The 26124-nt window shown below is 37.7% G+C and carries 24 protein-coding genes; 16 read left to right on the top strand and 8 right to left on the bottom strand.

The features are described 5' to 3' along the window. Positions 1 to 43: 43 nt before the first annotated feature. The 3 genes from NO346_RS08715 to glnL form a co-directional block, all read right to left on the bottom strand. Positions 44 to 685 (bottom strand): TetR/AcrR family transcriptional regulator, encoded by a 642-nt coding sequence (locus NO346_RS08715; protein WP_256414919.1) that lies wholly within the window; start codon positions 683 to 685, stop codon positions 44 to 46. A gap of 147 nt (positions 686 to 832) precedes the next feature. Further along, positions 833 to 2320: a nitrogen regulation protein NR(I) gene (gene glnG / locus NO346_RS08710; RefSeq protein WP_087545073.1), complete on the bottom strand. Its 1488-nt coding sequence runs from the start codon at positions 2318 to 2320 to the stop codon at positions 833 to 835. Continuing rightward, positions 2307 to 3416 (bottom strand): nitrogen regulation protein NR(II), encoded by a 1110-nt coding sequence (gene glnL, locus NO346_RS08705; protein WP_087536139.1) that lies wholly within the window; start codon positions 3414 to 3416, stop codon positions 2307 to 2309. The genes glnG and glnL overlap by 14 nt, the downstream gene beginning before the upstream one ends. A 328-nt stretch (positions 3417 to 3744) precedes the next feature. On the opposite strand from glnL, the gene rimO reads away from it, so the two are divergent. From rimO to lpxA, 12 genes are all read left to right on the top strand, one after another. After that, positions 3745 to 5088 carry a 30S ribosomal protein S12 methylthiotransferase RimO gene (gene rimO, locus NO346_RS08700; protein ID WP_256414918.1) on the top strand — a complete coding sequence of 448 codons (1344 nt, stop codon included), beginning with the start codon at positions 3745 to 3747 and terminating at the stop codon, positions 5086 to 5088. Positions 5089 to 5139: 51 nt separating this feature from the next. Beyond that, on the top strand, positions 5140 to 5868 hold the full coding sequence (pyrH, locus tag NO346_RS08695; RefSeq protein ID WP_004662027.1) for a UMP kinase: 729 nt from the start codon (positions 5140 to 5142) through the stop codon (positions 5866 to 5868). 77 nt (positions 5869 to 5945) lie between these two features. Then, entirely contained in the window at positions 5946 to 6500 is a 555-nt protein-coding gene (gene frr, locus NO346_RS08690; protein WP_004915629.1) for a ribosome recycling factor, read from the top strand. A gap of 5 nt (positions 6501 to 6505) precedes the next feature. Continuing rightward, positions 6506 to 7255 (top strand): polyprenyl diphosphate synthase, encoded by a 750-nt coding sequence (gene uppS / locus NO346_RS08685; protein WP_256414917.1) that lies wholly within the window; start codon positions 6506 to 6508, stop codon positions 7253 to 7255. A gap of 2 nt (positions 7256 to 7257) precedes the next feature. Then, positions 7258 to 8085: a phosphatidate cytidylyltransferase gene (locus NO346_RS08680; RefSeq protein WP_256414916.1), complete on the top strand. Its 828-nt coding sequence runs from the start codon at positions 7258 to 7260 to the stop codon at positions 8083 to 8085. Further along, a complete protein-coding gene (gene ispC, locus NO346_RS08675) occupies positions 8086 to 9282 on the top strand; it encodes a 1-deoxy-D-xylulose-5-phosphate reductoisomerase (RefSeq protein WP_005160305.1) in 1197 nt (398 codons plus the stop codon). A 5-nt stretch (positions 9283 to 9287) separates the two neighbouring features. Beyond that, entirely contained in the window at positions 9288 to 10643 is a 1356-nt protein-coding gene (gene rseP / locus NO346_RS08670) for an RIP metalloprotease RseP (protein WP_046739595.1), read from the top strand. 35 nt (positions 10644 to 10678) lie between these two features. After that, a complete protein-coding gene (bamA, locus tag NO346_RS08665; protein ID WP_256414915.1) occupies positions 10679 to 13192 on the top strand; it encodes an outer membrane protein assembly factor BamA in 2514 nt (837 codons plus the stop codon). A gap of 40 nt (positions 13193 to 13232) precedes the next feature. Continuing rightward, positions 13233 to 13733, top strand: a complete 501-nt coding sequence (locus tag NO346_RS08660) for an OmpH family outer membrane protein (RefSeq protein ID WP_005160299.1) — start codon at positions 13233 to 13235, stop codon at positions 13731 to 13733. Positions 13734 to 13736: 3 nt separating this feature from the next. Next, positions 13737 to 14807 (top strand): UDP-3-O-(3-hydroxymyristoyl)glucosamine N-acyltransferase, encoded by a 1071-nt coding sequence (gene lpxD / locus NO346_RS08655; RefSeq protein WP_256414914.1) that lies wholly within the window; start codon positions 13737 to 13739, stop codon positions 14805 to 14807. A 6-nt stretch (positions 14808 to 14813) separates the two neighbouring features. Then, complete coding sequence (gene fabZ, locus NO346_RS08650) at positions 14814 to 15299, top strand: 3-hydroxyacyl-ACP dehydratase FabZ (protein WP_005160297.1); 486 nt, start codon at positions 14814 to 14816, stop codon at positions 15297 to 15299. Then, positions 15296 to 16084 (top strand): acyl-ACP--UDP-N-acetylglucosamine O-acyltransferase, encoded by a 789-nt coding sequence (gene lpxA, locus NO346_RS08645; RefSeq protein ID WP_046739600.1) that lies wholly within the window; start codon positions 15296 to 15298, stop codon positions 16082 to 16084. Before fabZ ends, lpxA begins: the two co-directional genes overlap by 4 nt. A gap of 45 nt (positions 16085 to 16129) precedes the next feature. On the opposite strand, the gene NO346_RS08640 is transcribed toward lpxA, so the two are convergent. Continuing rightward, positions 16130 to 17062: an AraC family transcriptional regulator gene (locus NO346_RS08640; RefSeq protein WP_087537068.1), complete on the bottom strand. Its 933-nt coding sequence runs from the start codon at positions 17060 to 17062 to the stop codon at positions 16130 to 16132. A gap of 188 nt (positions 17063 to 17250) precedes the next feature. Between NO346_RS08640 and NO346_RS08635 the strand changes: the two genes are divergently transcribed. Together NO346_RS08635 and gorA are read left to right on the top strand one after the other, a co-directional pair. Beyond that, positions 17251 to 18495 (top strand): alkane 1-monooxygenase, encoded by a 1245-nt coding sequence (locus NO346_RS08635; protein ID WP_256414913.1) that lies wholly within the window; start codon positions 17251 to 17253, stop codon positions 18493 to 18495. A gap of 154 nt (positions 18496 to 18649) precedes the next feature. Continuing rightward, positions 18650 to 20002 carry a glutathione-disulfide reductase gene (gene gorA, locus NO346_RS08630; protein ID WP_256414946.1) on the top strand — a complete coding sequence of 451 codons (1353 nt, stop codon included), beginning with the start codon at positions 18650 to 18652 and terminating at the stop codon, positions 20000 to 20002. Positions 20003 to 20069: 67 nt separating this feature from the next. Here the strand turns inward: gorA and NO346_RS08625 are convergent, their stop codons facing one another. The 4 genes from NO346_RS08625 to NO346_RS08610 all read right to left on the bottom strand — a co-directional run bounded on the left by NO346_RS08625 (position 20070) and on the right by NO346_RS08610 (position 24680). Continuing rightward, positions 20070 to 21269, bottom strand: coding sequence for an acyl-CoA dehydrogenase family protein (locus NO346_RS08625; protein WP_256414912.1), 1200 nt, complete (start codon positions 21267 to 21269; stop codon positions 20070 to 20072). Between the two features lie 15 nt (positions 21270 to 21284). After that, positions 21285 to 22571 (bottom strand): acyl-CoA dehydrogenase family protein, encoded by a 1287-nt coding sequence (locus tag NO346_RS08620; RefSeq protein ID WP_256414945.1) that lies wholly within the window; start codon positions 22569 to 22571, stop codon positions 21285 to 21287. Positions 22572 to 22807: 236 nt separating this feature from the next. After that, positions 22808 to 24181 carry an AarF/ABC1/UbiB kinase family protein gene (locus NO346_RS08615; RefSeq protein ID WP_256414911.1) on the bottom strand — a complete coding sequence of 458 codons (1374 nt, stop codon included), beginning with the start codon at positions 24179 to 24181 and terminating at the stop codon, positions 22808 to 22810. 193 nt (positions 24182 to 24374) lie between these two features. Further along, entirely contained in the window at positions 24375 to 24680 is a 306-nt protein-coding gene (locus tag NO346_RS08610) for a hypothetical protein (RefSeq protein ID WP_256414910.1), read from the bottom strand. Between the two features lie 163 nt (positions 24681 to 24843). Between NO346_RS08610 and ybaK the strand changes: the two genes are divergently transcribed. Then, positions 24844 to 25311, top strand: a complete 468-nt coding sequence (gene ybaK / locus NO346_RS08605; RefSeq protein ID WP_256414909.1) for a Cys-tRNA(Pro) deacylase — start codon at positions 24844 to 24846, stop codon at positions 25309 to 25311. 315 nt (positions 25312 to 25626) lie between these two features. Beyond that, positions 25627 to 26124, top strand: a 498-nt coding sequence (locus NO346_RS08600; RefSeq protein ID WP_256414908.1) for a helix-turn-helix domain-containing protein, incomplete at its 3' end; no start/stop codon positions are given.

The following is a 26124-nucleotide window of genomic DNA, read 5'->3' as shown; positions in this document are numbered from 1 at the left end:
GGAATTGACTACTATACTACACCCCAAAAAAAATGCAAAAGAATTAGACTTTTTGATGAGCTTTTAAGAATAAATCAACGGAATAATTAATATAATCAGTTATTTCAGCGTCATTTGCTGATACTTCTAAACCCATTAAAAGTCGCCACTCAACATCACGTAGAATTCCGAAATACATCATGGCAGAGAAATGAGGGTTAGAGCAGTATATTTCATTGAGGTCGTGTGCCTGACCTAAAGCAAATGCAATCGTATTCTGTATATTTAAAGCACATTGGTCATAAAAATATTGCGCTAATTGTATGTCTTTTTGAGTTTGCTCTGTGAACATGCGCATAAAGGCAATATTTTCAGGTTGAATAATATGTTGATAAAAGCGTCGTAATGTTTGTACAAGGTATGTTCTTAAATTATTTTGTTCTGAAGTGTATGGAAAACAAACACCTTTAAAAAACACTTCACGACGATAATCACAAATCGCAGTAAAGAGACCTTCTTTGTTGCCAAAATATTTATAAATAGAAGCTTTTGAGCCACCTGCATGATTGACAATATCATCCAAGGAAACCGCATCATAACCTTTTTCAAGAAATAAATCGGTTGCACATAGTAATAAGGCAAGGCGACGTTCTTGACCACGACGAGTTTGAGGTTGTTCGCAACTTGGGTAACAAATATCAGTCATTATATTCAATGAGTGTTGAGGCAATATTTTATTATAGCAAAAACCATATGTCTTGTATGGCTATGAGATTAGATCATGTATCTAAACATCTTAATGTAAAAAAGCGAGTAATGTGATCATTACTCGCTTTTATCGACTGTTTATGATTTATGCTGAACGCACTTCATCGTCTTCATCATCGTCTGTTGAATCCATGCCAAGCTCTTTAAGTTTGCGAGTCAGCGTGTTACGGCCCCAACCTAAAAGCTCTGCTGCATGGCGTTTGCGACCACGTGTTTGTTGTAGGGCGGCATTAATCAAAGTGCGCTCAAACATTGGTGTTGCGATATCTAAAATTTTCATTTCACCATTTTTTAACTTTTGAATCGCCCATTGAGCTAGTAGCTCATCCCAATGATGTACAGCAATTCTTTCAACTAAAGCTGGGCTTGTAACTGATGCATCATTCGTCGACTTCTGTATAGCAACTTGTTTTAGCTCGGCAGGTAGATCTTCTGGATAGACTTCACGCCCAGTAATCATGACTGTTAACCAACGACAAGTATTTTCTAATTGACGAACGTTACCTGGCCAAGGGAGTTGCTGCATATAGTCAGTTGTTTCTGTACGTAAGATTTTAGGACTAACACCTAATTCTTTACCTGCACGCGCCAAGAAATGTTGCGCAAGCATAGGAATATCTTCACTACGATGAGCAAGTTTCGGAATATGGATGCGAATCACATTGAGACGATGATATAAATCCTCACGGAAACGACCTTCATTGACCAGTTTTTCCAGATCCTGATGGGTTGCCGCAACAATACGCACATCGACTTTTACTGGAATATGTCCACCAACACGGTAGAACTCGCCATCAGCAAGCACACGGAGTAAGCGTGTTTGTGTTTCAAAAGGCATATCACCAATTTCATCAAGAAATAATGTACCGCCGTTGGCTTGCTCAAAGCGACCTTGATGCTGAGTATTTGCACCTGTAAATGCACCTTTTTCATGCCCAAATAACTCAGTTTCGATCAAGTCTTTTGGAATGGCAGCCATATTCAGCGCAATAAATGGTTTGGCACGGCGTGGTGAATGTTTATGCAATGCATGTGCGACAAGTTCTTTACCTGTACCTGATTCACCATTTATCAGAACCGTGATATGGGATTGTGATAAACGTCCAATGGCACGAAACACCTCCTGCATTGCAGGTGATTCACCAATAATTTCGGTTGATTGTAAAGGTGTCGTTGCTTTGGTTGCTTCTTGTTGTTGCAATTTATTGATATGTAAAATAGCACGATTCACTAATGCTAAAGCTTCATCGATATCAAATGGTTTTGGTAAATACTCAAATGCACCAGTTTGGTAACTTGAGACAGCAGATTCTAAATCAGAATGTGCTGTCATGATAATGACAGGTAGATCTGGATGTGTGTTTTTAACTTTAGATAAGAAAGTTAAACCATCAATTCCAGGCATACGAATATCTGTCAAAATGACATCGGGTGCAGCATCATGTAAGCGTTCGAGTGCTGTTTGTGCTTCTTCAAAGTTGGTGACGTCAAAACCTTCTTCTTTAAAAGTTTTTTCGAGTACCCAACGCATGGCACGATCATCATCAATTACCCAAATTTTATTTCGTGACACGGTCTGACTCCCAAGGTAAATATAAGCTAAATATGGTTTTTCCTGGAACGGATTGACACTCGATCATTCCGTTGTGTTGATGCATGATGTTTTGCGCGATACTGAGGCCAAGCCCTGTTCCCTTTGCCCGCCCAGTCACAAGAGGGTAAAATACAGACTCTAATATGCTTTCTGGAACACCTGGTCCATTGTCTTCAATATCAATTCTTATCGATGAGCGATTCAGAACACCGTTAATTGTGACTAAGCGTTGAATGCGCGTTCTTAAAATTAGCTCTGGTTCTGAATCGACAAAAAAATCTTTATTTTCAGTCATTGCTTGCACAGCATTTACGCTGATATTGAGCATGACTTGAATCAGTTGATCACGGTCAGCCATCACATCAGGTAAAGACAGGTCGTAATCACGAGTAATCTTAATTTTTTTCTTCGTTTGGTTCACAATAAGTGAACGAACGCGCTCTAAAGGTTCATGTACATTAACTAGCTCATAGCTTGGTAATTGACGTGAACCAAGCATGGTATCTGCGAGATTGGTTAGGCGATCGACTTCACTAATAATAATGTCGGTAAACTCACGATAGCTTTCATCATTTAAGCTGCGAGCAAGTAATTGTGTTGCACCACGAATGCCCGCTAGAGGATTCTTAATTTCATGTGCCACGCCGCGAACTAGTTGGCGTGCGACTTGATGTTGTTGTACTAAATTTTCTTCTTTAGAAATTTTCAACATCCGATCAATTGGATTGAGTTCGATTAATAAAAGTGGGTGATAACTTTTACCTGCATTTAGTTGTGAGACCGTATAATCCACATGGATTGGTTTAAAATTCACATTAATTACAGCTTCACGGCGTGTGTAATGTTGTCCGCTTTTTAATGTATTTAATAAAGCTTCATGTGTATTAAATGCATCGTCATGTGCATGAAGTAGATTGAGCACAGGCTGACCTGATGCGCGAAGTAAACTAACATCGAATAATGCTTCACAAGCCGAATTTAAATAAAAAATATTAAGTTTACTATCGACCAATAATATGGCAGTGGTCAGATTATCTACGAGCAGTCGATAGTCGATAGTGTTATGTTGATCCATTTGTGAATCGTCCTGTTTTAAAATGGCGCAATAAATATCAATATAGATGAATAGCCATTAACTTCTGAAATGTATTTAATGCAAAATGCAAGCCAACTTTGTATTAGCTAATTTTCAATAACTTAATTCATAAATAATGAGTTTATGCTGTATTTTTCACATAGATTGAGTTATTTCAATATTTTATCATGCTTTAAAATGGTGCGTTGTTAGGGTTTGTTTAAAATTTTGGTTGTATTTTGGTGCATTACACAAAGAGATGGCTTTGTAGCTATGCGGCAGCAAAGAAAAGTCATACAATACGCCGATTCAAGTGGAGCGCAGATTCATGAAGACCCCCAAAGTCGGTTTTGTATCTTTAGGTTGTCCTAAGGCATTGGTAGATTCTGAACGAATTTTAACTCAGTTAAAGACTGAAGGTTATCAAGTTGCATCAGATTACGACGGTGCAGATTTGGTTGTTGTTAACACCTGTGGTTTTATTGAATCTGCAGTGCAAGAGTCTTTAGATGCCATTGGCGAAGCCATGAGCGAAAACGGTCGTGTGATCGTTACTGGTTGCTTAGGTAAAGATGAAGATAAAATTCGTCAAATGCACCCAAATGTGCTTAAAGTTACAGGGGCGGCAGCTTATCAAGATGTAATGGAAGCTGTACATGAATATGTACCAGCTCCTCCAAAACATAACCCATTTATTGATCTAGTCCCAGAACAAGGTGTGCGTCTAACACCAAAACATTATGCTTATTTAAAAATATCAGAAGGCTGTAACCATCGTTGTACTTTCTGCATTATCCCAAGTATGCGTGGTGATTTAGTTTCTCGTCCTGTGGGTAGTGTGTTAGATGAAGCAGCAGCATTAAAACGTGCTGGTGTAAAAGAAGTATTGGTTATTTCTCAAGATACTTCTGCTTATGGTGTCGATACCAAATACAAGTTGGATTTTTGGAATGGTCAACCTGTAAAAACTAAGTTCTATGATATGTGTGAAGCACTTGGTCAGCTTGGTATTTGGGTGCGTTTACATTATGTTTATCCGTACCCACATGTCGATGCAGTTATTGAGCTAATGGCACAAGGGAAAATCCTGCCATATTTAGATATTCCTTTTCAGCATGCCAGTCCGCGCATTTTAAAATTAATGAAGCGACCAGCCCATAGCGAAAATACATTAGAGCGTCTGAAATTGTGGCGTGAAAAATGCCCTGAATTGGTGATTCGCTCAACTTTTGTTGTGGGTTTCCCTGGTGAAACTGAAGAAGATTTCCAAATTCTATTAGAGTGGTTAAAAGAAGCTCAATTAGATCGCGTGGGCTGTTTTACTTATTCGCCAGTAGAGGGTGCAACGGCAAATGATCTACCTGATCACGTACCTGAAGAAATTAAGCAAGAACGTTATGAACGTTTTATGGAAGTCCAACAAGAAATTTCTGCTGCAAAACTACAAAAGCGTATCGGTCAAAAGATGACTGTGCTTGTAGATAGCTTGGAAGATGAATTTCCAGTAGCGGTAGCGCGTTCTTACGCGGATGCACCTGAAATTGACGGTAATGTTTTTGTAGAAGATATTGATAAAAGTGTGATTAAAGCAGGTGATCTGCTTGAAGTCGAAATTACAGATGCGGATGAATATGATTTATTTGCAAAGTTAATTCAGATTAAATCTGCTTAATATTAAATGCGATAAAAGAATTTATGAGATTGGTCGGTTTGGAGTAAAAGTATGTCAGCTTCTAAAAATCCACGTTATGCACGAATCTTGCTAAAGCTTTCTGGTGAAGCTTTAGCAGGCAATAAAGATATGGGTATTGATGCCCAAGTATTAGATCAGATGTCACTTTCAATTGCACACTTGGTTGGTTTGGGAGTACAAGTCGGAATTGTAGTTGGTGGCGGTAACTTATATCGTGGGAGTCAGTTACAAAAAGACGGTTTGGTTGGGCGTGTAACTGGTGACCAAATGGGGATGCTGGCTACAGTTATGAATGGTTTGGCAATGCGTGATGCATTAGTGCGTCGCAACATTAAAACACGTTTAATGTCTGCTCTTCCGATCGGAACAGTTGTTGAATCTTATTCAAGTCGTGATGCGATTCGTCATTTAAGCCAAGGTGAAGTTTGTGTGTTTGTTGCGGGTACAGGTAATCCATTCTTTACCACAGATACAGCTGCTTGCTTACGTGGTATTGAAATTGAAGCAAACCTCATCTTAAAAGCAACTAAAGTTGATGGTGTTTATAATAAAGATCCAAGTAAATATGATGATGCGGTTAAGTATGATAATTTAACTTTCGATCAAGTACTTGATGAAAAGTTGGGTGTAATGGATCTTACAGCAATTTGCTTATGCCGTGATCATAATGTCCCATTACAAGTATTCGATATGAATAAATCGGGTGCTTTACTTTCTGTTGTTATGGGTGAAAAAGAGGGTACTCACGTTACGAATTAATGTACGTGAGCCGTAAAGCGCTTTATACTAATGTCTAAATATTTTGTAATACCTAATGAATAAGTAAGGAAGATCATATGATTAACGATCTCAAAAAAGATAGCGAACAGCGCATGCAGAAAACACTTGATTCTTTAGAACAAGGTTTTGCTAAAGTTCGTACTGGACGTGCTCACCCATCAATTTTAAATGGTGTGATGGTTCCTTACTATGGTTCTGACGTTCCTTTGAATCAAGTTGCTAACGTAGGTGTTGAAGATTCTCGTACGCTTATTGTTCAGCCATTTGAGCGTACAATGGTTTCTGCAATTGATAAAGCAATTCGTGAAAGCGATTTGGGTTTAAATCCAATTACAGCTGATTCAATTCGTGTACCTTTACCTGCGTTGACTGAAGAAACTCGTCGTGACATGCAAAAAGTTGCTCGTAATGAAGCTGAAAATGCAAAAGTTGCTATTCGAAACATTCGTCGTGATGTTTTAGGTGATATCAAAGCATTATTGAAAGAAAAAGAAATTTCTGAAGATGATGAACGCCGTGCTGGTGAAGATATTCAAAAGATCACAGATAAATATGTTGCAGAAGTAGATAAACGTCTAGCTGCAAAAGAAGCAGAATTAATGAAGGTCTAATTTTTATGACCTTACAAGAAGAACCGCTTCTTCCAAAACATGTTGCCATCATTATGGATGGCAACAATCGTTTTGCAAAAAAAAATAAATTGCAAAAAGGTGATGGGCATCGAGAAGGTAAGAATGTCCTTGATCCGATCGTTGAACATTGTAAAAGAGTTGGTGTTCAAGCTTTAACTGTTTTTGCATTTTCAAGTGAAAATTGGAATAGACCTCAGTTCGAAGTTGATTTGTTAATGAAATTGTTAGAAGACACAATTCATGAACAACTACCTCGAATGGAAAAATTCAATATAGCATTACGTTTCATTGGTGATCGTTCTAAATTATCAAATGAATTAAAAGATTTAATGTTATATGCAGAACAAAAAACGGCATCTTTCAATTCTATGACTTTAACGATTGCAATCAGTTATGGCGGAATGTGGGATATGGCGCATGCAGCCAAGTGTATCGCTCAAGATGTTCTTGCTGGAAAAGTTCAAACAAATCATATAAATGTTGATTTATTTGATAAATATGTCTGTCTAAATGACCTACCTGCTGTGGATTTATTAATTCGTACAGGGGGGGATTATCGCCTTTCAAATTTCTTATTGTGGCAAGCTGCGTATGCAGAATTGTACTTTACAGAAACTTTATGGCCAGAGTTTAAGGTCGAAGAATTGGATTACGCATTTCGTGTTTTTTCAGGACGTGAACGACGTTTCGGTAAGACGACAGAACAGATTCAACAAGCGAAAATAGAGAATTAATAATGTTAGAGCGGATTATTACCGCATTGGTGTTAGTTGCTGTTGTTTTAAGTTGCATGTTTGCGACGCAATCACATTATCCAATGTTTGTGCTTATGATTTTAGCAGCTGGGGTTGCAGGCTATGAGTGGTTTAAGCTTATGCCTCATAAAGAAGCTATTGTTTCAAAACCTAAGGCTTGGATATATGGTATATGTGTAGCATCGGTTTCAACACTCGCATTATTTTTTGATGATGTTGCATTGTTGCTATGGGCAGCATCTATTCTTACGTGGCTAGGTAGTATTTACTGGGTTAAAAACTTTCCAGAATCAGATAATTGGTACAATGTATCATTATATGTAATTGGTTTTATTCTAATTTCTGCAGCAGTGACTGCGCTTTATGCGGTTTGGCATAGCTCACCTTGGTGGCTGATGTATTTGTTCTTGTTGGTTTGGGGGGCAGATAGTGGTGCATATTTTGTTGGTCGTAAATTGGGTAAAAGAAAACTTGCTCCTACAGTAAGCCCAAATAAATCGGTTGAGGGATTGTATGGTGGTATTGCAACAACAGTTGTGATTATGTTGGTTGTACAACATTTCTATTTAGACTTAACTGTAATACAGCTTATCTTATTCCTGATTCTTTCTATTATTACCGTTTTTGCATCAGTATTAGGTGACTTGTTTGAGTCAATGATCAAACGTCGTGCAGGCATTAAAGACTCAGGTCGTGTACTTCCTGGGCATGGTGGAGTATTAGATCGAATTGATTCACTTCTTGCTGCATCGCCTATTTTTGCAACTGGTATGTATGTATTGGTAAAACTTATTGGTGTAGATCTATAAATGACACAGGCTGTTTGTATATTGGGTGTTACAGGCTCTATTGGGCAAAGTACCTTAAAAGTATTGGCACGACACCCAGACCAATACTCTGTTTATGCGGTTTCTGCATATAGTCGTTTAGATGAACTGGTAGAAATATGTAAAAAATACAGCCCTAAAATAGTGGTTGTTCCGAAAATAAAAGCTTTAGAACTAGAGCAACGTTTAAATCAAGAAAACCTAAAAAATATTGAAATTTTAACAGATGAAGCGGGTTTGATAGCGATTGCTGAACACGATGAAGTTGATATTGTTATGGCTGCAATTGTCGGTGCTGCTGGTTTATTACCAACACTTGCCGCAGTCAAAGCGGGAAAACGAGTGTTACTTGCAAACAAGGAAGCCTTAGTGATGTCAGGTGACATCATGATGCAGGCAGCACGTGATCATAATGCTTTATTGCTTCCTGTCGATTCAGAGCATAATGCGATTTTTCAGTCATTACCACACAATTATTTACAGATTGAGAGAACAGGTGAGCCACAACTTGGAGTGTCTCAGGTTTTATTAACAGCTTCTGGTGGTCCATTTCTTAATCATTCTTTAGAACAATTACATGATGTAACGCCTCAACAGGCTTGTAAGCATCCAAATTGGTCGATGGGGCAAAAAATTTCGGTAGATTCAGCGACTTTAATGAATAAAGGTTTGGAATTGATCGAAGCGTGTCATTTGTTTTCAATATCAGAACATTTTGTTACAGTTGTTGTTCATCCACAGAGTATTATTCATTCCATGGTGCAATATGTGGATGGATCAACTTTGGCTCAAATGGGTAACCCAGACATGTGTACGCCAATTGCGCACGCATTGGCATGGCCGCAACGATTAAAGACGGATGTTCCTGCTTTAAATCTGTTTGAAACAGCTCAATTAAATTTTCAGGCACCTGATAATATTAAGTTTCCAGCTTTAAATTTAGCTCGTCAAGCAATGCGTGAGGGTGGGTTGGCTCCTACAATTTTGAATGCTGCCAATGAAATCGCGGTCGCTGCATTTTTAAATCGGCAAATTCGATTCACTGAAATTACGCAAGTGGTCGAGCATACTTTACAAGCTGTACAAAATGCTAAAGCAGAAAGCATAGACATCATTTTGCAGACTGATATGATCGCAAGAGGTAATGCAGAGAAGTACATCGTGGGTATAGGGGGTTAAATCGTATGAGCGCACTATTTATGATTGTTGCGGCGATTTTATTATTAGGCCCACTGATCGCGATTCATGAGTTTGGTCATTATTGGGTCGCACGTAAATTAGGTGTTAAAGTTTTAGTCTATTCTATTGGCTTTGGACCCACTTTGCTTAAATGGCAATCGAAAAAATCAGGTATACAATACCAGCTTTCTGCATTGCCACTTGGTGGTTATGTCAAAATGTTGGATGAGCGTGAAGGTAATGTTGCTGAGCAAGATTTACCTTATGCGTTTAATCGTCAGTCACCTTGGAAACGTATTGCAATTGTTGCTGCTGGACCGCTGATTAATCTTATTTTTGCTGTTTTATTGTTTTGGATTTTGTTTTTACCAGCTCAGGAACAATTAAATACACGTATTGGTAAGATTGTACCAAATACACCTGCTGCTCAAGTCAATTTACATGTTGGCGATAAAGTAGTCATGGTTGATGGTCAAACGACACCGACATGGGAAAAACTAAACTACGCTTTAGTTAATCGTGTTGGAGAGACAGGTCAGGTTTCAATTGTCGTTGAGCGTACTGGAACTGAAAAACAGTTTAGTTTACCGATTAAAGATTTTCTAAAAGATCAGAGCCAATCGCCTTTGGATGAGTTAGGGTTTTTACCTTATCGTCCTGTGATTCCAGCGATCGTAAAAGAACTGAGTACTGATGGTGCTGCAATACGTCAAGGTATGAAAGTCGGAGATAAAATTGTTGCGATTAATAACGTTGCAATGAAAGATTGGTTTGATGTCGTTGATGTTGTACAAAATTCACCTGAAAAACTCTTAAATATTGATGTGCTACGTCAAGGCAAACTGGTTCATTTACAAGTGATGCCTCAAGGCCAACGTGACAATATGGGTAATATGAGTGGTGTTCTTGGAGTAAAAAGTGATGCAGGTAAAATCACAATTCCGAATGAATATAAACAAACTATTCAGTATTCACCTGTAGAAGCTTTCGGGGTTGCTGTTGAAAAAACAACACAATTGTCAGGTATGATTTTTAGTTCGATTACGAAAATGGTACGTGGCCTAATTGGATTGGATAACTTATCAGGTCCTATTACGATTGCTAAAGTTGCAGGACAGAGTGCTGAAATGGGGTGGCAAACCTTTATTTCTTTTATGGCATTGATGAGTGTTAGTTTAGGAATTTTAAATTTATTACCAATACCGATGCTTGATGGCGGTCATTTAGTTTATTACTTTATTGAAGCAATACGTGGTAAACCTGTTTCTGAACAAATACAGATGTTTGGTCTAAAAGTTGGTATGGTACTGCTCGGTAGCATGATGCTTTTGGCTTTATTTAACGACTTCATGCGTTTATAAAAAACGCAAACGGAATTTAACTTACTGGAAAATATATGGGCATGCGTCACACACATTTATTAATGCCTTTGGCACTGGTTAGTGCGATGGCAGTGGTACAACAAGCATACGCAGCAGATGAGTTTCTTGCACAAGATATACGAATTGATGGCCTCGTGCGTTTAACACCTGCAAGTATCTATTCTATGTTACCAATAAATAGTGGCGATAGAGTAAGTGATCCAATGATTGCTGAGGCGATACGTAGTTTATATGCTTCAGGTTTATTTGATGACATTAAAGCTTATAAAGAAAAAGACGTATTAGTGTTTAAAGTTGTAGAGCGTCCAATCATTTCAAAATTGGAATTCAAAGGCAATAAACTTATCCCTAAAGAAGCCTTAGAACAGGGCTTAAAAAAGATGGGTATTGCTGAAGGCGAAGTGTTCAAGAAATCTGCATTACAGATTATTGAGACTGAGCTTGAACAACAATATACTCAGCAAGGTCGTTATGATGCAGATGTAACGATTGATACTGTTGCTAGACCAAATAACCGTGTTGAGCTCAAGCTTAATTTTAATGAAGGTACTGCTGCAAAAGTATTTGATATTAATATCATTGGTAATACTGTATTTAGTGATAGTGATATTAAGCAAGCTTTTGCAGTTAAAGAAAGCGGTTGGGCTTCTATTGTTACACGTAATGATCGCTATGCACGTGAAAAAATGGCAGCAAGCTTAGAAGCGTTACGAGCTCTATATCTGAATAAAGGTTATATCAACTTTAATATTATCAATTCACAACTCAACATTAGCGAAGATAAAAAGCACATCTTTATTGAGGTTTCAGTTGATGAAGGTAGTCAATTTAAGTTTGGTGAAACCAAATTCTTAGGCGATGCACTCTATAAACCTGAAGAATTAAAAGCACTAAAATTATATAAAGATGGTGAAACTTATTCACAAGAAAAAGTAAATGCCGTTAAGCAGTTGCTACTTCGCAAATATGGTAATGCAGGTTATTACTATGCAGAAGTGAATGTTGTACCTGAAATTAATAATCAAACAGGGATTGTGAATCTAAATTATTATATTAACCCTGGTCAACAAGTCACTGTTCGTCGTATTAACTTTACTGGAAATAGTAAAACAGCTGATGAAGTATTACGTCGTGAAATGCGCCAAATGGAAGGTGCTTTAGCAAGCAATGAAAAAATTGACTTGTCCAAAGTGCGTCTGGAACGTACAGGTTTCTTTAAAACTGTTGATGTAAAACCTGTTCGTGTACCTAATTCACCAGACCAAGTTGATTTAAATATTAATGTCGAAGAGCAACACTCTGGTACAACGACACTTGCGGTTGGTTATTCTCAAAATGGTGGTATTACTTTCCAAGCAGGTTTAAGCCAAACCAACTTTATGGGTACTGGAAACCGTGTTGCGATTGATTTATCTCGTTCTGAAACACAAGACTATTATAACTTAAGTGTGACTGACCCATATTTTACTATTGATGGCGTGAGTCGTGGTTATAACGTTTATTATCGAAAAACGAAGTTAAGTGAGAACTATAACGTTAATAACTATGTTACTGATAGTGTCGGTGGTAGTTTAAGTTTCGGATACCCAATTGATGAAAATCAGAGTATTAGTGCGTCTTTAGGTATCGATCAAACTAAAGTACGTACTGGTCCGAGCGTTTCGACTTATATCCGTGATTACTTATTAGCGAATGGTGGTAAAGCAACTGCACAGAGCACTTATTGTCCTGAAGACCAATTAGATAAAGATTTAGATGGTAACTATACAGGTAAATGTAAACCAGGTGGTGAGATTACTTATAATAGTGCTTTCGAGGGTAGTTTCCTAACTTATACTTTGAATTTAGGTTGGTCTTATAACACCTTGAACAGACCACTTTTCCCGACGTCAGGTATGTCGCACCGTGTTGGTCTAGAAGTAGGCCTTCCAGGTAGTGATGTTGACTATCAAAAAATGACTTATGATGCTCAGGCATTCAAATCATTACCTATGGGTTTTGTGCTTAGAGGTTATGGTAAATTAGGTTATGGTAATGACCTACCATTCTATAAAAACTTCTATGCGGGTGGTTATGGATCAGTCCGTGGCTATGATAACAGTTCATTAGGTCCTAAATATCCAAGTGTTATTTTCCAGGAAATGGGTAAAGATGACTTATCAAAAGAGGAAGTGGGTGGTAACGCACTAGTTCAATTTGGAACAGAATTGGCGCTTCCTTTACCATTCAAAGGAGATTGGACACGTCAAGTTCGACCTGTGCTTTTTGCAGAGGGTGCTCAAGTATTTGATACACAATGTAATGTACCAAGTGGTAATATTCTGGTAGGTGGTAATACTGTTGATATCAAACAATATTGTAATGATAACTACAAATTCGATTTTGGCAATATGCGTTATAGCGTTGGCGCTGGTTTTACGTGGATTACGATGATTGGTCCATTATCATTAAGTTATGCTTATCCGCTTAATGATAAGAGTGGCGATAATACCAAATCTATTCAATTCGAAATTGGTCGTACTTTCTAAGTATGGCCCTTAAGCTCTTAAAATATAAAAGGACGAAATAATGAAAAAATTAACGATGTTGATGTTAGGCTTAGGTTTAACGGTTTCTGCTATGACGAATGCTGCTGGTATAGGTGTTGTTGATCTAGCTCGCGTAGTTGAAAGTAGCACATATCTTAAACAACAAAATGCTGCTCTTGGCCAATCAGTTAAACCAACATCGACACGATTAGAACAATTAGGCAAAGAATTGGAAACTATGCAGCAAAAAGCGCAAACTGATGGTCCTAAGATGAATCAAGCAGATATTCAAAAAATGACTGCGCTGTATCAAGCTAAGTTAAATGAGTTCAATACAACTCAACAGGGTTTACAGACTAAAGTACAGTCTACATTACAGTCAATGAACACTGCATTTGAAGGAAAAGTGAAGCAAGTTGCTGAGCAATTAAGAAAAGAAAATAATTTAGATCTTATTTTGAATAAAAATTCAACAATTGCCTCTGACGCTCAGTATGATTTAACTGATAAAATGATCCAAAAGGTTAACGCACTGAAATAATCAATGAATAGACGTATTTATCGTTTAGAAGAAATAGCTCATCTTGTAAAAGGTGAGCTTTTTGGTGATAAAGATTTTAAAATTTCTAATTTGTCTAGTTTGGAACAGGCACAAAATCATCACATTTGTTTTGTAAATAGTGAAAAATATTTAGCACAAGCTGAAGCAAGCGAAGCAGGTGTTTATATTGTGACAACTGCATTAAAACAACAATTATCATCGAAGCAAAATTTTATCGTTGTAGAAAATCCTTATCTCGCTTTTGCAACTCTTACACATTTATTTGAGAAGAAAATTTCTCAAAGAGGTATCGAAAGTACTGCTCAAATTCATCCTTCTGCAATTGTGGCTGATAATGCTTATATAGGGCACTATGCTGTTATTGGTGAGCATTGTGTTATTGGAGATAATACAATTATCCAAGCACATGCTTTTATTGATGATGATGTTGAAATTGGTAACGACTGTTTCATTGATGCAAATGTCACGATTACTGGCGGTGCAAAGTTAAAAGATCGGGTTCGTATTCATGCGAATACGGTGATTGGATCAGAAGGTTTTGGTTTTGCACCTTATCAAGGAAAATGGCACCGTATTGCTCAACTCGGTTCAGTAAGAATCGGTAATGATGTTCGTATTGGTTCAAATTGTAGTATTGATCGTGGCGCATTAGATGACACAATTTTAGCAGATGGCGTCATTATTGATAACCTTGTGCAAATTGCTCACAATGTTCAAATTGATCAACATACAGCCATCGCTGCAAACACGGCAATCGCTGGAAGTGTCCGAATTGGCAAAAACTGTATTATCGGTGGTGGCAGCGCAGTTGCAGGGCATTTAAATATTGCGAATAATGTGACGCTTACTGGAATGTCAATGGTCACAAAAAGTATTTCTGAGTCGGGAACCTTTTCTTCTGGAATTGGACTGTTTGAAAATAGTCACTGGAAAAGAACTGTTGTACGCCTTAGACAATTAGCAGATGTGCCATTGACCCAAATCACTAAAAGGCTTGATCATATGCAAGCTCAATTAGAGTCCCTTGAATCAACCTTTAAGTTACGTAAATAATTTATTATGACTGAGTCTACATCTCCAGCATTTACAATGCCTGAATTACCCATGGATATTCTTACGATTCGTGAATATTTACCGCATCGTTATCCTTTTTTGCTTGTTGATAGAGTTACAGAAATAACTGAGAATAGTATTGTCGGCTATAAAAATGTCTCTATTAATGAAGAGTTTTTGCAAGGTCATTTCCCGACATACCCGATTATGCCGGGTGTGTTGATTATTGAAGCGCTTGCTCAGGTCTCAGGTATATTGGGTTTTGTTTTGACAAATCAAAAGCCAAAAGAAGGATCATTGTTCTTATTTGCTGGCGCAGAAAAAGTAAGATTTAAGAAACAAGTTGTTGCTGGTGACCAGCTTGTCTTAAAATCAGAACTAGTGATGCAAAAACGTGGCATTTACAAGTACAATTGCAAGGCTAGTGTCGACGGTATTGTCGCTGCAACAGCCGAGATCATGATTTCCCACCAAAAAATTGAGCAGACATGAGTAGTCAAAACCTAATTCACCCAACCGCAATTATTGACCCATCTGCAGAAATTGCATCTGATGTACAAATTGGACCGTATTGTATTGTTGGTCCAAATGTAACGATTGATGCTGGGACTAAATTACGTTCACATGTGGTAATTGGCGGTTTTACGAAAATTGGAAAAAATAATGATATTTTTCAGTTTTCGAGTGTCGGTGAAATTTGCCAAGATTTAAAGTATCAAGGTGAAGAAACATGGCTAGAGATTGGGGATAATAACTTTATTCGTGAACATTGTACTTTGCATAGAGGTACGGTTCAGGATAACGCAATAACAAAAATTGGCAGTCATAACTTATTCATGGTGAATACCCATATTGCGCATGACTGTGTAATTGGTGATCACAATATTTTTGCCAATAATGTAGGTGTTGCAGGTCATGTCCATGTCGGCAATCATGTTATTGTAGGCGGTAATGCGGGTATTCATCAGTTCTGTCGTATTGATTCATATAGCATGATTGGTGGAGCAGCTTTAATTCTTAAGGACGTTCCTGCTTACGTGATGGCATCTGGTAATCCTGCACATGCATATGGTATGAATATTGAAGGCATGCGACGCAAAGGTTGGACTCGAGACACGATTCAGGGTTTAAGAGAAGCATATAAGCTGATTTATAAGGCTGGTTTAACCACTGAGCAAGCGATTGAGCAGATTCGTAGCGACATACTGACGAAGACGCCTGAAGCACAATTGTTTATTGATTCACTCGAAAAGTCTACACGCGGTATTGTCCGTTAAAATTTACAGAAATAAAAAAGACACCTCGGTGTCTTTTTTTATATTCTAATTTTCTGCTTCGATGAATTGCTGTCGATACTGCTTAGGTGATACTTCAAAAGTTCGTTTGAATGCTTGGCTAAAGGCTGTTTCAGAAGAATAGCCCACTTTATTTGCAATCAGATGAATGGAGTAATTACTTTTACGTAAATATTGGCTTGCTAAGCGCATACGATGTTGTTGTAGATAAGCCAAGGGAGATTCTCCGATCACCTCATGAAATAAACTTGCAAATTTTGAACGCGACATGCAGCATTGTTCTGCAAGGGTTTCAACTGTCCATGCATCTTCAGGATGGTTATGAATTGCAGCAAGGCTATTGCTGAGCTCAGGATGATTTAAAGCGCTTAGCCATCCATGTTGATTTGAGATCTGTTGAATATGATCTCTGATACATTTGATCAATAAAATATTTACAAGATGATCAATAATGATATCTCTGCCAGCCTGAATATTTTGTGTCTCTAATGCTAAAAAGTGTAAACCAATTTGTAACCATTCAGGTGCTGTATTTTCTCCGTGTTGAATATGAATGATTGAAGGTAACGCTTGAATAAAAGGGCGCGCCATGATGGTGTCAATCTGACAACGAACACTTAAAATAAGATTTTTCTCTGACGAATCTGTACCGAATTCAATAGCATCTTCTTTATGTCCATCAAACAATTTTGAAATATCGACTGCATTCACAAGCTTTGTGATGGAGTTATCGGCACCCGTATGTGCTGTTCCAGAAGGAATTAGGACAATTTCACCAGCATGAGCAGTTAAACTATTTTGTGAATCAATTTGAATGAAAACTGAACCAACTAAAACAATATAAACAATCAGGGCGGTTTGATCCTGACAGATAAAACTCCATTCTCCCTGAGTTTTCAAGTAGATATATTCGGTGTGATTTAAATGTATATCAGCAAATATTTTACTTAAAGCATCCATATGATTTTAAAACTATGTATTCATTTTAAATTATAGAGAGCTACTGTAATAACTCAATATGTGTTTATAGGACAAAAACAGGGGTGATGATGCCAAAGACTTTGACATAGGTTTTTTGGACGCTTGCAACTGTCATGAAATTCATAATTCATCAAAATATACATATATACAAAGACATGGATAAGATGATGAATGCACCAGTAAATGTTGAGCAAGAACTTACGCCAGTAAGCATTTCAAAATCGAAAACTGAATTGGATCGTAAACGTTATTTATGGGCAATTAGCCCAGCTTTACCTGCAATTGGAATTGGCATTTTAGCAGGTTATCAATTTGCACCTCGTCCACTGAAAAAAATCTTTGCATTAGGCGGGCCAATTGTTTTGCACATCGTTATTCCAGCAATTGACGCATTGATTGGAAAAGACGCAAATAACCCAACTGATGAAGATATTAAACTACTTGAAAAAGATCCGTATTATTCACGCTTAGTGAAAAGCTTTCTTCCACTACAATATGCAGCTAATTTTTATGCGTGTTATTTATCTAGCCGTAAAGAAACTTCATTTATCGATAAAATCCTATTGGGTATTTCAATGGGTGCGATCAATGGTATCGCAATCAATACTGCACATGAGCTTAGCCATAAACATGATCGTATAGATCATATTCTTTCTCATCTTGCTCTTGTACCAACAGGATATAATCACTTCCGTGTAGAACATCCGTATGGGCACCATAAACGTGCTGCAACACCAGAAGATCCAGCATCTTCACAAATGGGTGAAACATTCTATGAGTTTTGGCCACGTACAGTCATTGGTTCTTTCAAATCTGCTATTGAAATTGAAACTAATCGTTTGAAACGTAAAGGTAAAAAATTCTGGTCAACTGAAAATGAATTATTGCAAGGCTGGGGAATGAGTGCTGCCTTTCATGGTTCAATGATCGGATTATTCGGTAAAGGTGTCATTCCTTACTTAGCGACTCAAGCTTTTTACGGTATTAGCTTGTTTGAAATCATTAATTATATTGAACATTATGGTTTAAAACGTCAAAAAGATAAGAATGGTAAATATGAACGTACGATGCCAGAGCATAGCTGGAACAATAACAATATTGTGACCAACTTATTCTTGTATCAATTACAGCGTCATTCAGATCATCATGCTTATCCAACACGTCCATTCCAAGCACTGCGCCATTTTGATGAAGCACCAGAATTACCTAGTGGTTATGCAACAATGCTATTACCAGCATTAATTCCACCACTATGGTCAAAAATGATGGATAAGCGTGTATTTGATCACTACAAAGGTGATTTGAATAAAGCCAATATCTATCCAAAACGTCGTGCAAAACTATTTAAGAAATTTGGTGTCTTGGATCAATCTTTAGTTGAAACTTCAGTTGAAGCCGTGGCAGCCGAATAACTTAAAACTTTCCCAAAGCAGAAGCATTGATCATTCATGGTCAGTGCTTTTTTCTTGTATTAAAAATTTAAAAAACAAAAGTTTTTGCATCATGTTGCTGTATATTTATAAAGAGTACTTAAAAATAATTGTGTAATTACAGCATGAGGCGATGATGACAAAACATTATGATTATATTGCGATTGGTGGTGGTAGTGGTGGAATTGCATCAGTTAACCGTGCTGCGATGTATGGGAAGAAATGCGCCTTGATTGAAAAGGCTGAAATTGGTGGAACCTGCGTCAATGTCGGCTGTGTGCCTAAAAAAGTTATGTGGTATGCGGCACATATTGCTGAATCAATTCAAAAATATGGTCCTGATTATGGCTTTAACAGTAAAGTTGAATCTTTCGATTGGCAGACACTGGTCAAAAATCGTCAAGCTTATATAGAACGTATTCATCAGTCCTATCAAAATAGCCTAAGCAAAAATAAAGTTGATTTAATCCATGGTGCAGCTCATTTTATTGATAAAAATACTATCGAAGTCAACGGTGAGAAATTCACAGCAGATCATATCCTGATTGCAACGGGGACACAGCCATCATTGCCTGATATTGATGGTGTTGAATATGGCATTGATTCGAATGGTTTCTTTGAACTAACGGCTTTACCTAAAACTACTGCTGTGATTGGTTCGGGTTATATTGCAGTTGAATTGGCTGGGGTACTTAATTCTTTAGGTTCACAAGTTGGATTATTTATCCGTAAAGATCTACCTGTTCGACGTTTTGACTCTTTCTTAAGTGAAACTTTGGTTGAAGTGATGCAAACAGATGGAATTACTATACATACACAAGCTGTTCCTAAAAAAATCACCAAGAATGCCGATGGCTCTGTCGTATTACATTTAGAAAGTGGCGAAAGTCATACTGTCGATTGCTTGATTTGGGCAACAGGCCGTGAGCCAAATACGGCGAGCTTGAATTTAGAAAAAGCCAATATACAGCTCGATGATCGAGGATATATTCAAGTCGATAAATTCCAGAATACATCCCAAACAGGCATTTATGCGGTAGGAGATATTACAGGGAAAATGGAGCTGACACCTGTCGCAGTTGCAGCAGGTCGTAAATTGTCTGAGCGATTATTCAATCATAAGCCAGATGAGCATTTAGATTACGATAATATTCCAACGGTTGTTTTCAGTCATCCTCCGATTGGAACAATAGGGATAACTGAGCAAGAAGCGATTGATAAATACGGTCAGCAAGTTGTGAAAGTTTATAATTCATCATTTACTGCGATGTATAGCGCCATTACGCAACATCGTCAGCCGACCAAAATGAAGCTAGTCTGTGTGGGTGAAAATGAAAAAATTGTCGGTATTCACGGTATCGGTTTTGGCATGGATGAGATTCTGCAAGGTTTTGCGGTTGCTTTAAAAATGGGAGCGACGAAAAAAGATTTTGATAATACCGTTGCGATTCATCCAACATCTGCGGAAGAGTTTGTGACGATGCGATAGCGCGCGCTATATGGAAATAAAAGGACGTAAATAACGTCCTTTTTAAATTTTTTGTTTAAATGGGTATTTATTTCAATTCACTCGAAGATTTACCCAATTCACGACGAGCAATAATGAGCTGTTGAATCTGTTGTGTACCTTCAAAAATATCAAGGATTTTTGAGTCACGTGCCCATTTTTCTAATAACTCATCTTCACCATAGCCCACGCTTGCAGCTAATTCGACGCATTTGAGAGTAATTTCATTACCTACACGCCCAGCTTTTGCTTTAGCAATCGAAGCTTCTTTAGAGTTGGGCTTTTTATTGTCAGCCATCCATGTGGCTTTAATCATAAGTAGGCGAGCAGCTTCCCACTCAGCTTCCATACGGTAAATCTGTGCGGCTAAATTCGAGGTTTGCAAATAAGGCGTTTTGTAGTCAGGATCAAGCTGGTCTTTGAAAATTTCCTTGATACGTTCTAAAGATGCCTTTGCACAACCGATTGCCATTGCTGCAACAAGTGGACGAGTGTTGTCAAAAGTTTCCATAACACCAGCAAAACCTTTAGCAACATCAATTTCTGGATTACCCAATAAATTTGCAGCAGGTACACGGCAGTCCGTAAAGCTAATCACCGCCGTATCTGAGGCTTTAATCCCGAGCTTGTGTTCCAGACGTTCAACTTTCATACCTACTGTACCTTTAGGTACAACGAAAGATTTAATCGCAGCACGACCCAGCTTTTTATCTAGGGTTGCCCAAACTACAACTGAGTCAGCACGTTCACCAGAAGTGACAAAGATTTTTTCTCCATTTAAGATGTAATCATCACCATCTTTGGTTGCTGTTGTACGAATAGCCGCTGAGTCTGAACCACAACTAGGTTCAGTAATCGCCATAGCAGCCCAAGTCCCTTTGAAACGTTCAAGTTGTTCATCATTGGCAACTGCTGCAATGGCAGAGTTGCCTAAGCCTTGACGTGGCATACTGAGCAGTAAGCCTGTATCACCATAACACATTTCAATAATACCAAGTGCCGCAGACATGTTACCGCCATTCACAATGTCATCTGGGTTCGCTGTCCCTCGTTTACTCGCATTGGCTGCACCCACACCTTCGCCACTTTCATTCATACCATCCAATAGGGCAGCTAGCATATCGAGTTCTTTTGGATAGGCATGTTCAGCTTTATCATATTTGCGTGAGATTGGACGCAAAACATTGATTGCAGTTTCATGCGCCTGATCAACCAACATTTTAAATTTTTTCGGATTTTGTAAGTTCATTATTATTCTCCAAAATTACGCATGCAAGCCAGAATGTAAGATAGCGGTTGCACGTAGATCACGATACCAACGCTCAACAGGATGCTCTTTAGTAAAACCATGACCACCTAAGATTTGAACACCATCTGTACCGATTTTCATAGATTTTTCGGCACAAAGTAAGCGAGCAAGATAGGCTTCACGATGAAATGGTTGACCCGCTTCAGCCAAGCTTGCCGCATTTAAAACCAACATACGCATAGCATCAATTTCAATGGCCATATCGGCAATCATGAATGCCACACTTTGACGATGCGAGATGGGTTCGCCAAAAGCAGTACGTTCATTGGCATATTTAATACAGTAAGCTTTGATTGCTTCTCCTGTACCAATCGCCATGGCGCACCACATTAAGTTTCCAAGGTCGACAAATGCAGTGTAATCAAAATCAGCATCGCCTAAGCGTAAAGCTGGTGTTTGATTGAAGTGAAGTGTTGCTGTTTCAGTTGCTTTTAATCCCATTGCTGGATTAGCTTTGATTGCAATCGTTTCATTTGACTGTACAACAAAAATGTCAGATTGACCGTTAAACTCGGCACTGACAAGGAATACATCCGCAGTATCGCCTAGAATAACTAAGGTTTTTTCACCTGTAATGTAGAATTGACCGTTTGCTTCATTTGCAGTTGTTTTTAACTGATATGGATTAAATGCAGCAGTCGCTTCTTGAAATGCAAATGTTGCCGTAACGTCAGTATCTTCAGCAAACACAGGCAAATACATCGATTGAACTTGTGTTGAACCCCAACGGGTAATTGCATTAATAACGCTAAATGTGCTGAGCAGACCTGCTGTTAAACTGAAATCACCTTTTGCCAAACTTTCAGCAATCAGAATATTACTGACAATATTTTGTTCAGCGGCAACACCACCTAATGCTTCAGGTAACGCATAGTAGTTCAAACCTAAGTCGACCAAATGTTGCCAAAGTTGTTCTGGGAATTGTGCTTGATGATCAGCGTCATGCGCTAAAGCATATAAAACTTCTTCAGCGAATTGAGACATTGCATCAACCGTCATTTGCTGTTCTTCAGTCAGGCTGAGATCAAACAAATTTTTATTAACTTGATTCGGGAGGCGTTGCTTATCAATTGCTTGTGGTTTAAACGCTTTTTGTGTTTTATTCAGTACTTTAAAACCTGTTTTTGATCCTTGATATAATGATTTCTCTACAAATTTTCTTAATTTGAGTTGATCTAATACTTCGCTTCCTGCGATTTTAGTGATCAAAAATAGCCCAAAGCCTTGAGCTTTATTCATCATATTCGACATGATTTTATCCTAGAGGATGGTTGTAAAATTATGCTGACATGGCCCTAGTAAAAAAACTATGTCTTGTTTGACGTGCTCAATTAAGAAAGATAAAGGGTAAAATGATTCGTATATAGATTTTATATTATTGTTTTTAAATGAATAAAAGAAATATCAGAAAAATAAATTTTAAAAAAAATGACCAAACTGACAAATCAGATTGGTCAAAATGACTTTAGATATAGTGCTTATGCAAACTGACGAATCATTTTTCGTACATTGGTCTTTGCTTCGATCACGGTCATAAACGTATATGCACCAATAAACTTACGGCTAATAAACATAAATTCTTTTGGTGGAACCGAGAAATAGCGCGATGCCATAGACTGTGCTGCCTGTTGCATGACACGACTATGGAGTTGGCTTTTTTTCCAATCGTAGCGATCTTGCTCATCCATTACACCTGCAGGCATGTCAGGATTGTTAGCTGGACAGCTAAATGCTTCTGTGGCGATAAGGAACACATCTGCCATACCAGGTTTTATACTTTCTGGCATTGCATCAAAGAACTCGTAGCCTGTCATCGCTTTAACCATTTCATCTTTGTTATGGTTATAACCAGCATGGATCAGGTTACGTGCGACAGTGAGCAAATTCTCATCGAACTGACGAATTGCACCAAAGTCGAGGAGAACGATTTTGTCCTTTACATCATCGCCGTTACCCAAACGAACAAGATAATTACCGAAGTTCGGATCGGTTTGCATTTCGCCCCATTCAAACAGCTCACGTACTGCAATTTCCAAAGAAGCTTCGCCTAATTGGTTACGACGTTCTTGGGGGAGGGAGAGCATGACAGGGCTATTTACAGGCACACCACGTTCAAAGGTCATACACAACACTTTTTTAGCGCAAAATTCATCGACAATTTCAGGAACGATATAACGAGGATCATCTTTCAGGCGTGCAGCAAAGCGGCGAGTTGTCGCGGCTTCAATGTTATAGTCGACTTCTCGATGCATCATTTCACGAACTTCATCAAACCACTGATCAAATTCACGAGTTTGTGGCACCATACGTGTGAGTTTAAGCATGTTCTTAAATAGATTCATATCAGAATCAATTGCTTCCGCTACACCAGGGTATTGAATTTTAAGAACCAGTTCTAAACCATCTGATTTACGTGTCGCACGATGAACTTGAGCAAGTGAGGCTGTACCGATTGGTTCATGATCAATCGTGAGTTCATCTAATTTAGAACCTAACTGTTCTTGCAAATGTGCTTTGATTGCAGGCCAAGCTAGTGCGACAGTTTGATTGTTCAGTGTATTTAATGCTTGTGTAATTTCTTCAGGTAAGAAATGTTCGCCGTATAAAGCCATCATTTGACCAATCTTTACGATTGATCCTTTTAGTTTTCCTATTTCAGAAACTAAATAATGAGCTTGTTCAGCCATGGCTTTTTTACGCTTTTTCTCTTTTTCTTCTTCACTAGAAAAAATTGAAGTAGCGCTAGCAGTCGCCCAACGTGTTCCAGCGAGTAAAGAGGCTTTTGCAATAGATAAGCGACGATCTACAGAGGAGGTTTTTAGATTCTTAAGCTTATCGTTCTGATCTGACATGAAAGAAAAATCCTATGCTGAAATCGGAGGGTTAAAAGCCGAGACTTAAACTGTAGCGGATATTACAGCTTTTGAACGTATTAAAATAGTTCAATCTCTTGAATTATCAGTCTAAATTTGTGAATTAGGTCAATAAAGCAGAATAGCCTAAGTAAAATTTAACTTTCAAATTTGGCTTTCGTATACAGATGTCCTAAATCCTAAACTGAATTTTTAGAGTAGATTTTCTCATTAAAGCAGCACGATTAGTATGAATATGAGCAATCAACATACGCTTTACATGACTATGATGAAAGCCTAAAGCATGAGCTTTCACAATAATGATACTGGGTAATGTAAAGAAAAAATACTTGGTGTCGTCTAAAGTCGCATTTTTAAAAATACCTTCTTCAATCAAAGTATTCCGAAGAAAAATTTTCTCTTCTTGCACAGTAGGAGATGACTCATCATCCCAATAATTCTGACGCATTGCCATCAAATTATTATGTTTATAACTCATCGTTGCTTGAGCTCATTCTGTTTACTATTAGCAAATATATGTGGTTAATTGAGTGTTTATCAAGAATAGATTTATCTCAAAAATAGCCTAAGTAAATTTAATCCTTGATTTTTAAATGCTACACTTATACTACTTTAATCACTAAAGCAAAAAACTGAAAAAAATGACTCCAGCTTGCAAGTTATTAGAAAAAAATAAAATAGCATTCACAATTCATGAATATGAACATGATGTAAATGCAAAAAGTTTTGGCTTAGAAGCCGCAGAAAAACTCAATCTAAATGTAGATGAAGTATTCAAAACGCTAATGGTCACCGATGAAAAAAGTTATTTCATCGCAGTTTTACCAGTGAATTATCAATTAAATTTAAAAAAAGTTGCATCAGCAGTAGGGTGTAAGAAGTTGCAAATGGCCAATCCAAAAGATGCTGAACGTTTAACTGGTTATTTGGTAGGTGGAATTAGTCCTCTAGGGCAGAAAAAACGACTCAAAACTGTAATAGATGAAACAGCGAAATCATTAAATAAGATCTATGTAAGTGGTGGAAAAAGGGGGTTGGACATTGGTCTTAACCCAATTGATCTAGCTAGGTTACTGGAAGCTACATTTTCAGATGTTTTAGATTGTTAATATCTTTAAAAGGGCTTTAAAACATAAAGCCCTTTTGATTTGATTTATAAAAAAAGTCTTTGTACACGACAAAAAAGATAACTCATTGAAATAATGGCATAATACTTGTTTTCTGACGACGAATATGATAACACATTTCAATGAGTTACATCTCATCTTAAACAAATATCTAAAGTGGAACAAGTCACATGTAAAATGTTTTACACTGATTATGTGTATTAGTTCAGACTTGATCGTACATTCTTCTTGAAAAGGAGAAAGTTACCCGTTTTGATAAAGGTGTCGAAATCTTAATCAAACAAAGGTAACTTTCTTATGTTGCATACTAACAATCAAATCATTAAACACAAAGTAGGTCTGCTTAATTTAGCTGAAGAGCTTCAGAATGTATCCAGAGCATGCAAAGTGATGGGTGTTTCAAGAGATACATTTTATCGCTATAAAGAGTTAGTGAAATCTGGTTATATTGATGCATTAATCAATAAATCCCGTCGAGTACCAAATTTAAAAAACCGTGTAGATGATGCTACTGAACAGGCTGTTATTGATTTCGCAATTCAATATCCCGCATATGGTCAGCACCGTACGAGTAATGAATTACGCAAGAAGGGTGTATTCGTTTCAGGGAGTGGGGTTCGCTCTATATGGCTTCGTCATGATTTAGAAAACTTTAAGAAGCGCTTAAAAGCACTTGAGGCTAAAGTGGCACAGGATGGTATTGAATTAAATGATCAGCAGATTGCGGCACTTGAACGTAAGCATGAGGATGACGTTGCTTGTGGTGAAATCGAAACAGCTCATCCAGGCTATTTA

It is taken from the genome of Acinetobacter sp. 5862 (genome assembly GCF_024494585.1).
Taxonomy (GTDB): Bacteria; Pseudomonadota; Gammaproteobacteria; order Pseudomonadales; family Moraxellaceae; genus Acinetobacter.
This window is presented reverse-complemented; position numbering and strand designations above follow the sequence as displayed.

What these genes read in the sequence shown, in the direction of transcription:
- ybaK (WP_256414909.1), top strand. Translation starts at nt 24,844, where the DNA reads ATGACTCCAGCTTGCAAGTTATTAGAAAAAAATAAAATAGCATTCACA.
- lpxD (WP_256414914.1), top strand. Translation starts at nt 13,737, where the DNA reads ATGAATAGACGTATTTATCGTTTAGAAGAAATAGCTCATCTTGTAAAA.
- fabZ (WP_005160297.1), top strand. Translation starts at nt 14,814, where the DNA reads ATGACTGAGTCTACATCTCCAGCATTTACAATGCCTGAATTACCCATG.
- bamA (WP_256414915.1), top strand. Translation starts at nt 10,679, where the DNA reads ATGGGCATGCGTCACACACATTTATTAATGCCTTTGGCACTGGTTAGT.
- glnL (WP_087536139.1), bottom strand. Translation starts at nt 3,416, where the DNA reads ATGGATCAACATAACACTATCGACTATCGACTGCTCGTAGATAATCTG.
- NO346_RS08610 (WP_256414910.1), bottom strand. Translation starts at nt 24,680, where the DNA reads ATGAGTTATAAACATAATAATTTGATGGCAATGCGTCAGAATTATTGG.
- NO346_RS08625 (WP_256414912.1), bottom strand. Translation starts at nt 21,269, where the DNA reads ATGAACTTACAAAATCCGAAAAAATTTAAAATGTTGGTTGATCAGGCG.
- uppS (WP_256414917.1), top strand. Translation starts at nt 6,506, where the DNA reads ATGACCTTACAAGAAGAACCGCTTCTTCCAAAACATGTTGCCATCATT.
- NO346_RS08715 (WP_256414919.1), bottom strand. Translation starts at nt 685, where the DNA reads ATGACTGATATTTGTTACCCAAGTTGCGAACAACCTCAAACTCGTCGT.
- rimO (WP_256414918.1), top strand. Translation starts at nt 3,745, where the DNA reads ATGAAGACCCCCAAAGTCGGTTTTGTATCTTTAGGTTGTCCTAAGGCA.
- ispC (WP_005160305.1), top strand. Translation starts at nt 8,086, where the DNA reads ATGACACAGGCTGTTTGTATATTGGGTGTTACAGGCTCTATTGGGCAA.
- NO346_RS08640 (WP_087537068.1), bottom strand. Translation starts at nt 17,062, where the DNA reads ATGGATGCTTTAAGTAAAATATTTGCTGATATACATTTAAATCACACC.
- pyrH (WP_004662027.1), top strand. Translation starts at nt 5,140, where the DNA reads ATGTCAGCTTCTAAAAATCCACGTTATGCACGAATCTTGCTAAAGCTT.
- NO346_RS08635 (WP_256414913.1), top strand. Translation starts at nt 17,251, where the DNA reads ATGAATGCACCAGTAAATGTTGAGCAAGAACTTACGCCAGTAAGCATT.
- gorA (WP_256414946.1), top strand. Translation starts at nt 18,650, where the DNA reads ATGACAAAACATTATGATTATATTGCGATTGGTGGTGGTAGTGGTGGA.
- NO346_RS08660 (WP_005160299.1), top strand. Translation starts at nt 13,233, where the DNA reads ATGAAAAAATTAACGATGTTGATGTTAGGCTTAGGTTTAACGGTTTCT.
- NO346_RS08615 (WP_256414911.1), bottom strand. Translation starts at nt 24,181, where the DNA reads ATGTCAGATCAGAACGATAAGCTTAAGAATCTAAAAACCTCCTCTGTA.
- NO346_RS08680 (WP_256414916.1), top strand. Translation starts at nt 7,258, where the DNA reads ATGTTAGAGCGGATTATTACCGCATTGGTGTTAGTTGCTGTTGTTTTA.
- NO346_RS08620 (WP_256414945.1), bottom strand. Translation starts at nt 22,571, where the DNA reads ATGATGAATAAAGCTCAAGGCTTTGGGCTATTTTTGATCACTAAAATC.
- frr (WP_004915629.1), top strand. Translation starts at nt 5,946, where the DNA reads ATGATTAACGATCTCAAAAAAGATAGCGAACAGCGCATGCAGAAAACA.
- rseP (WP_046739595.1), top strand. Translation starts at nt 9,288, where the DNA reads ATGAGCGCACTATTTATGATTGTTGCGGCGATTTTATTATTAGGCCCA.
- lpxA (WP_046739600.1), top strand. Translation starts at nt 15,296, where the DNA reads ATGAGTAGTCAAAACCTAATTCACCCAACCGCAATTATTGACCCATCT.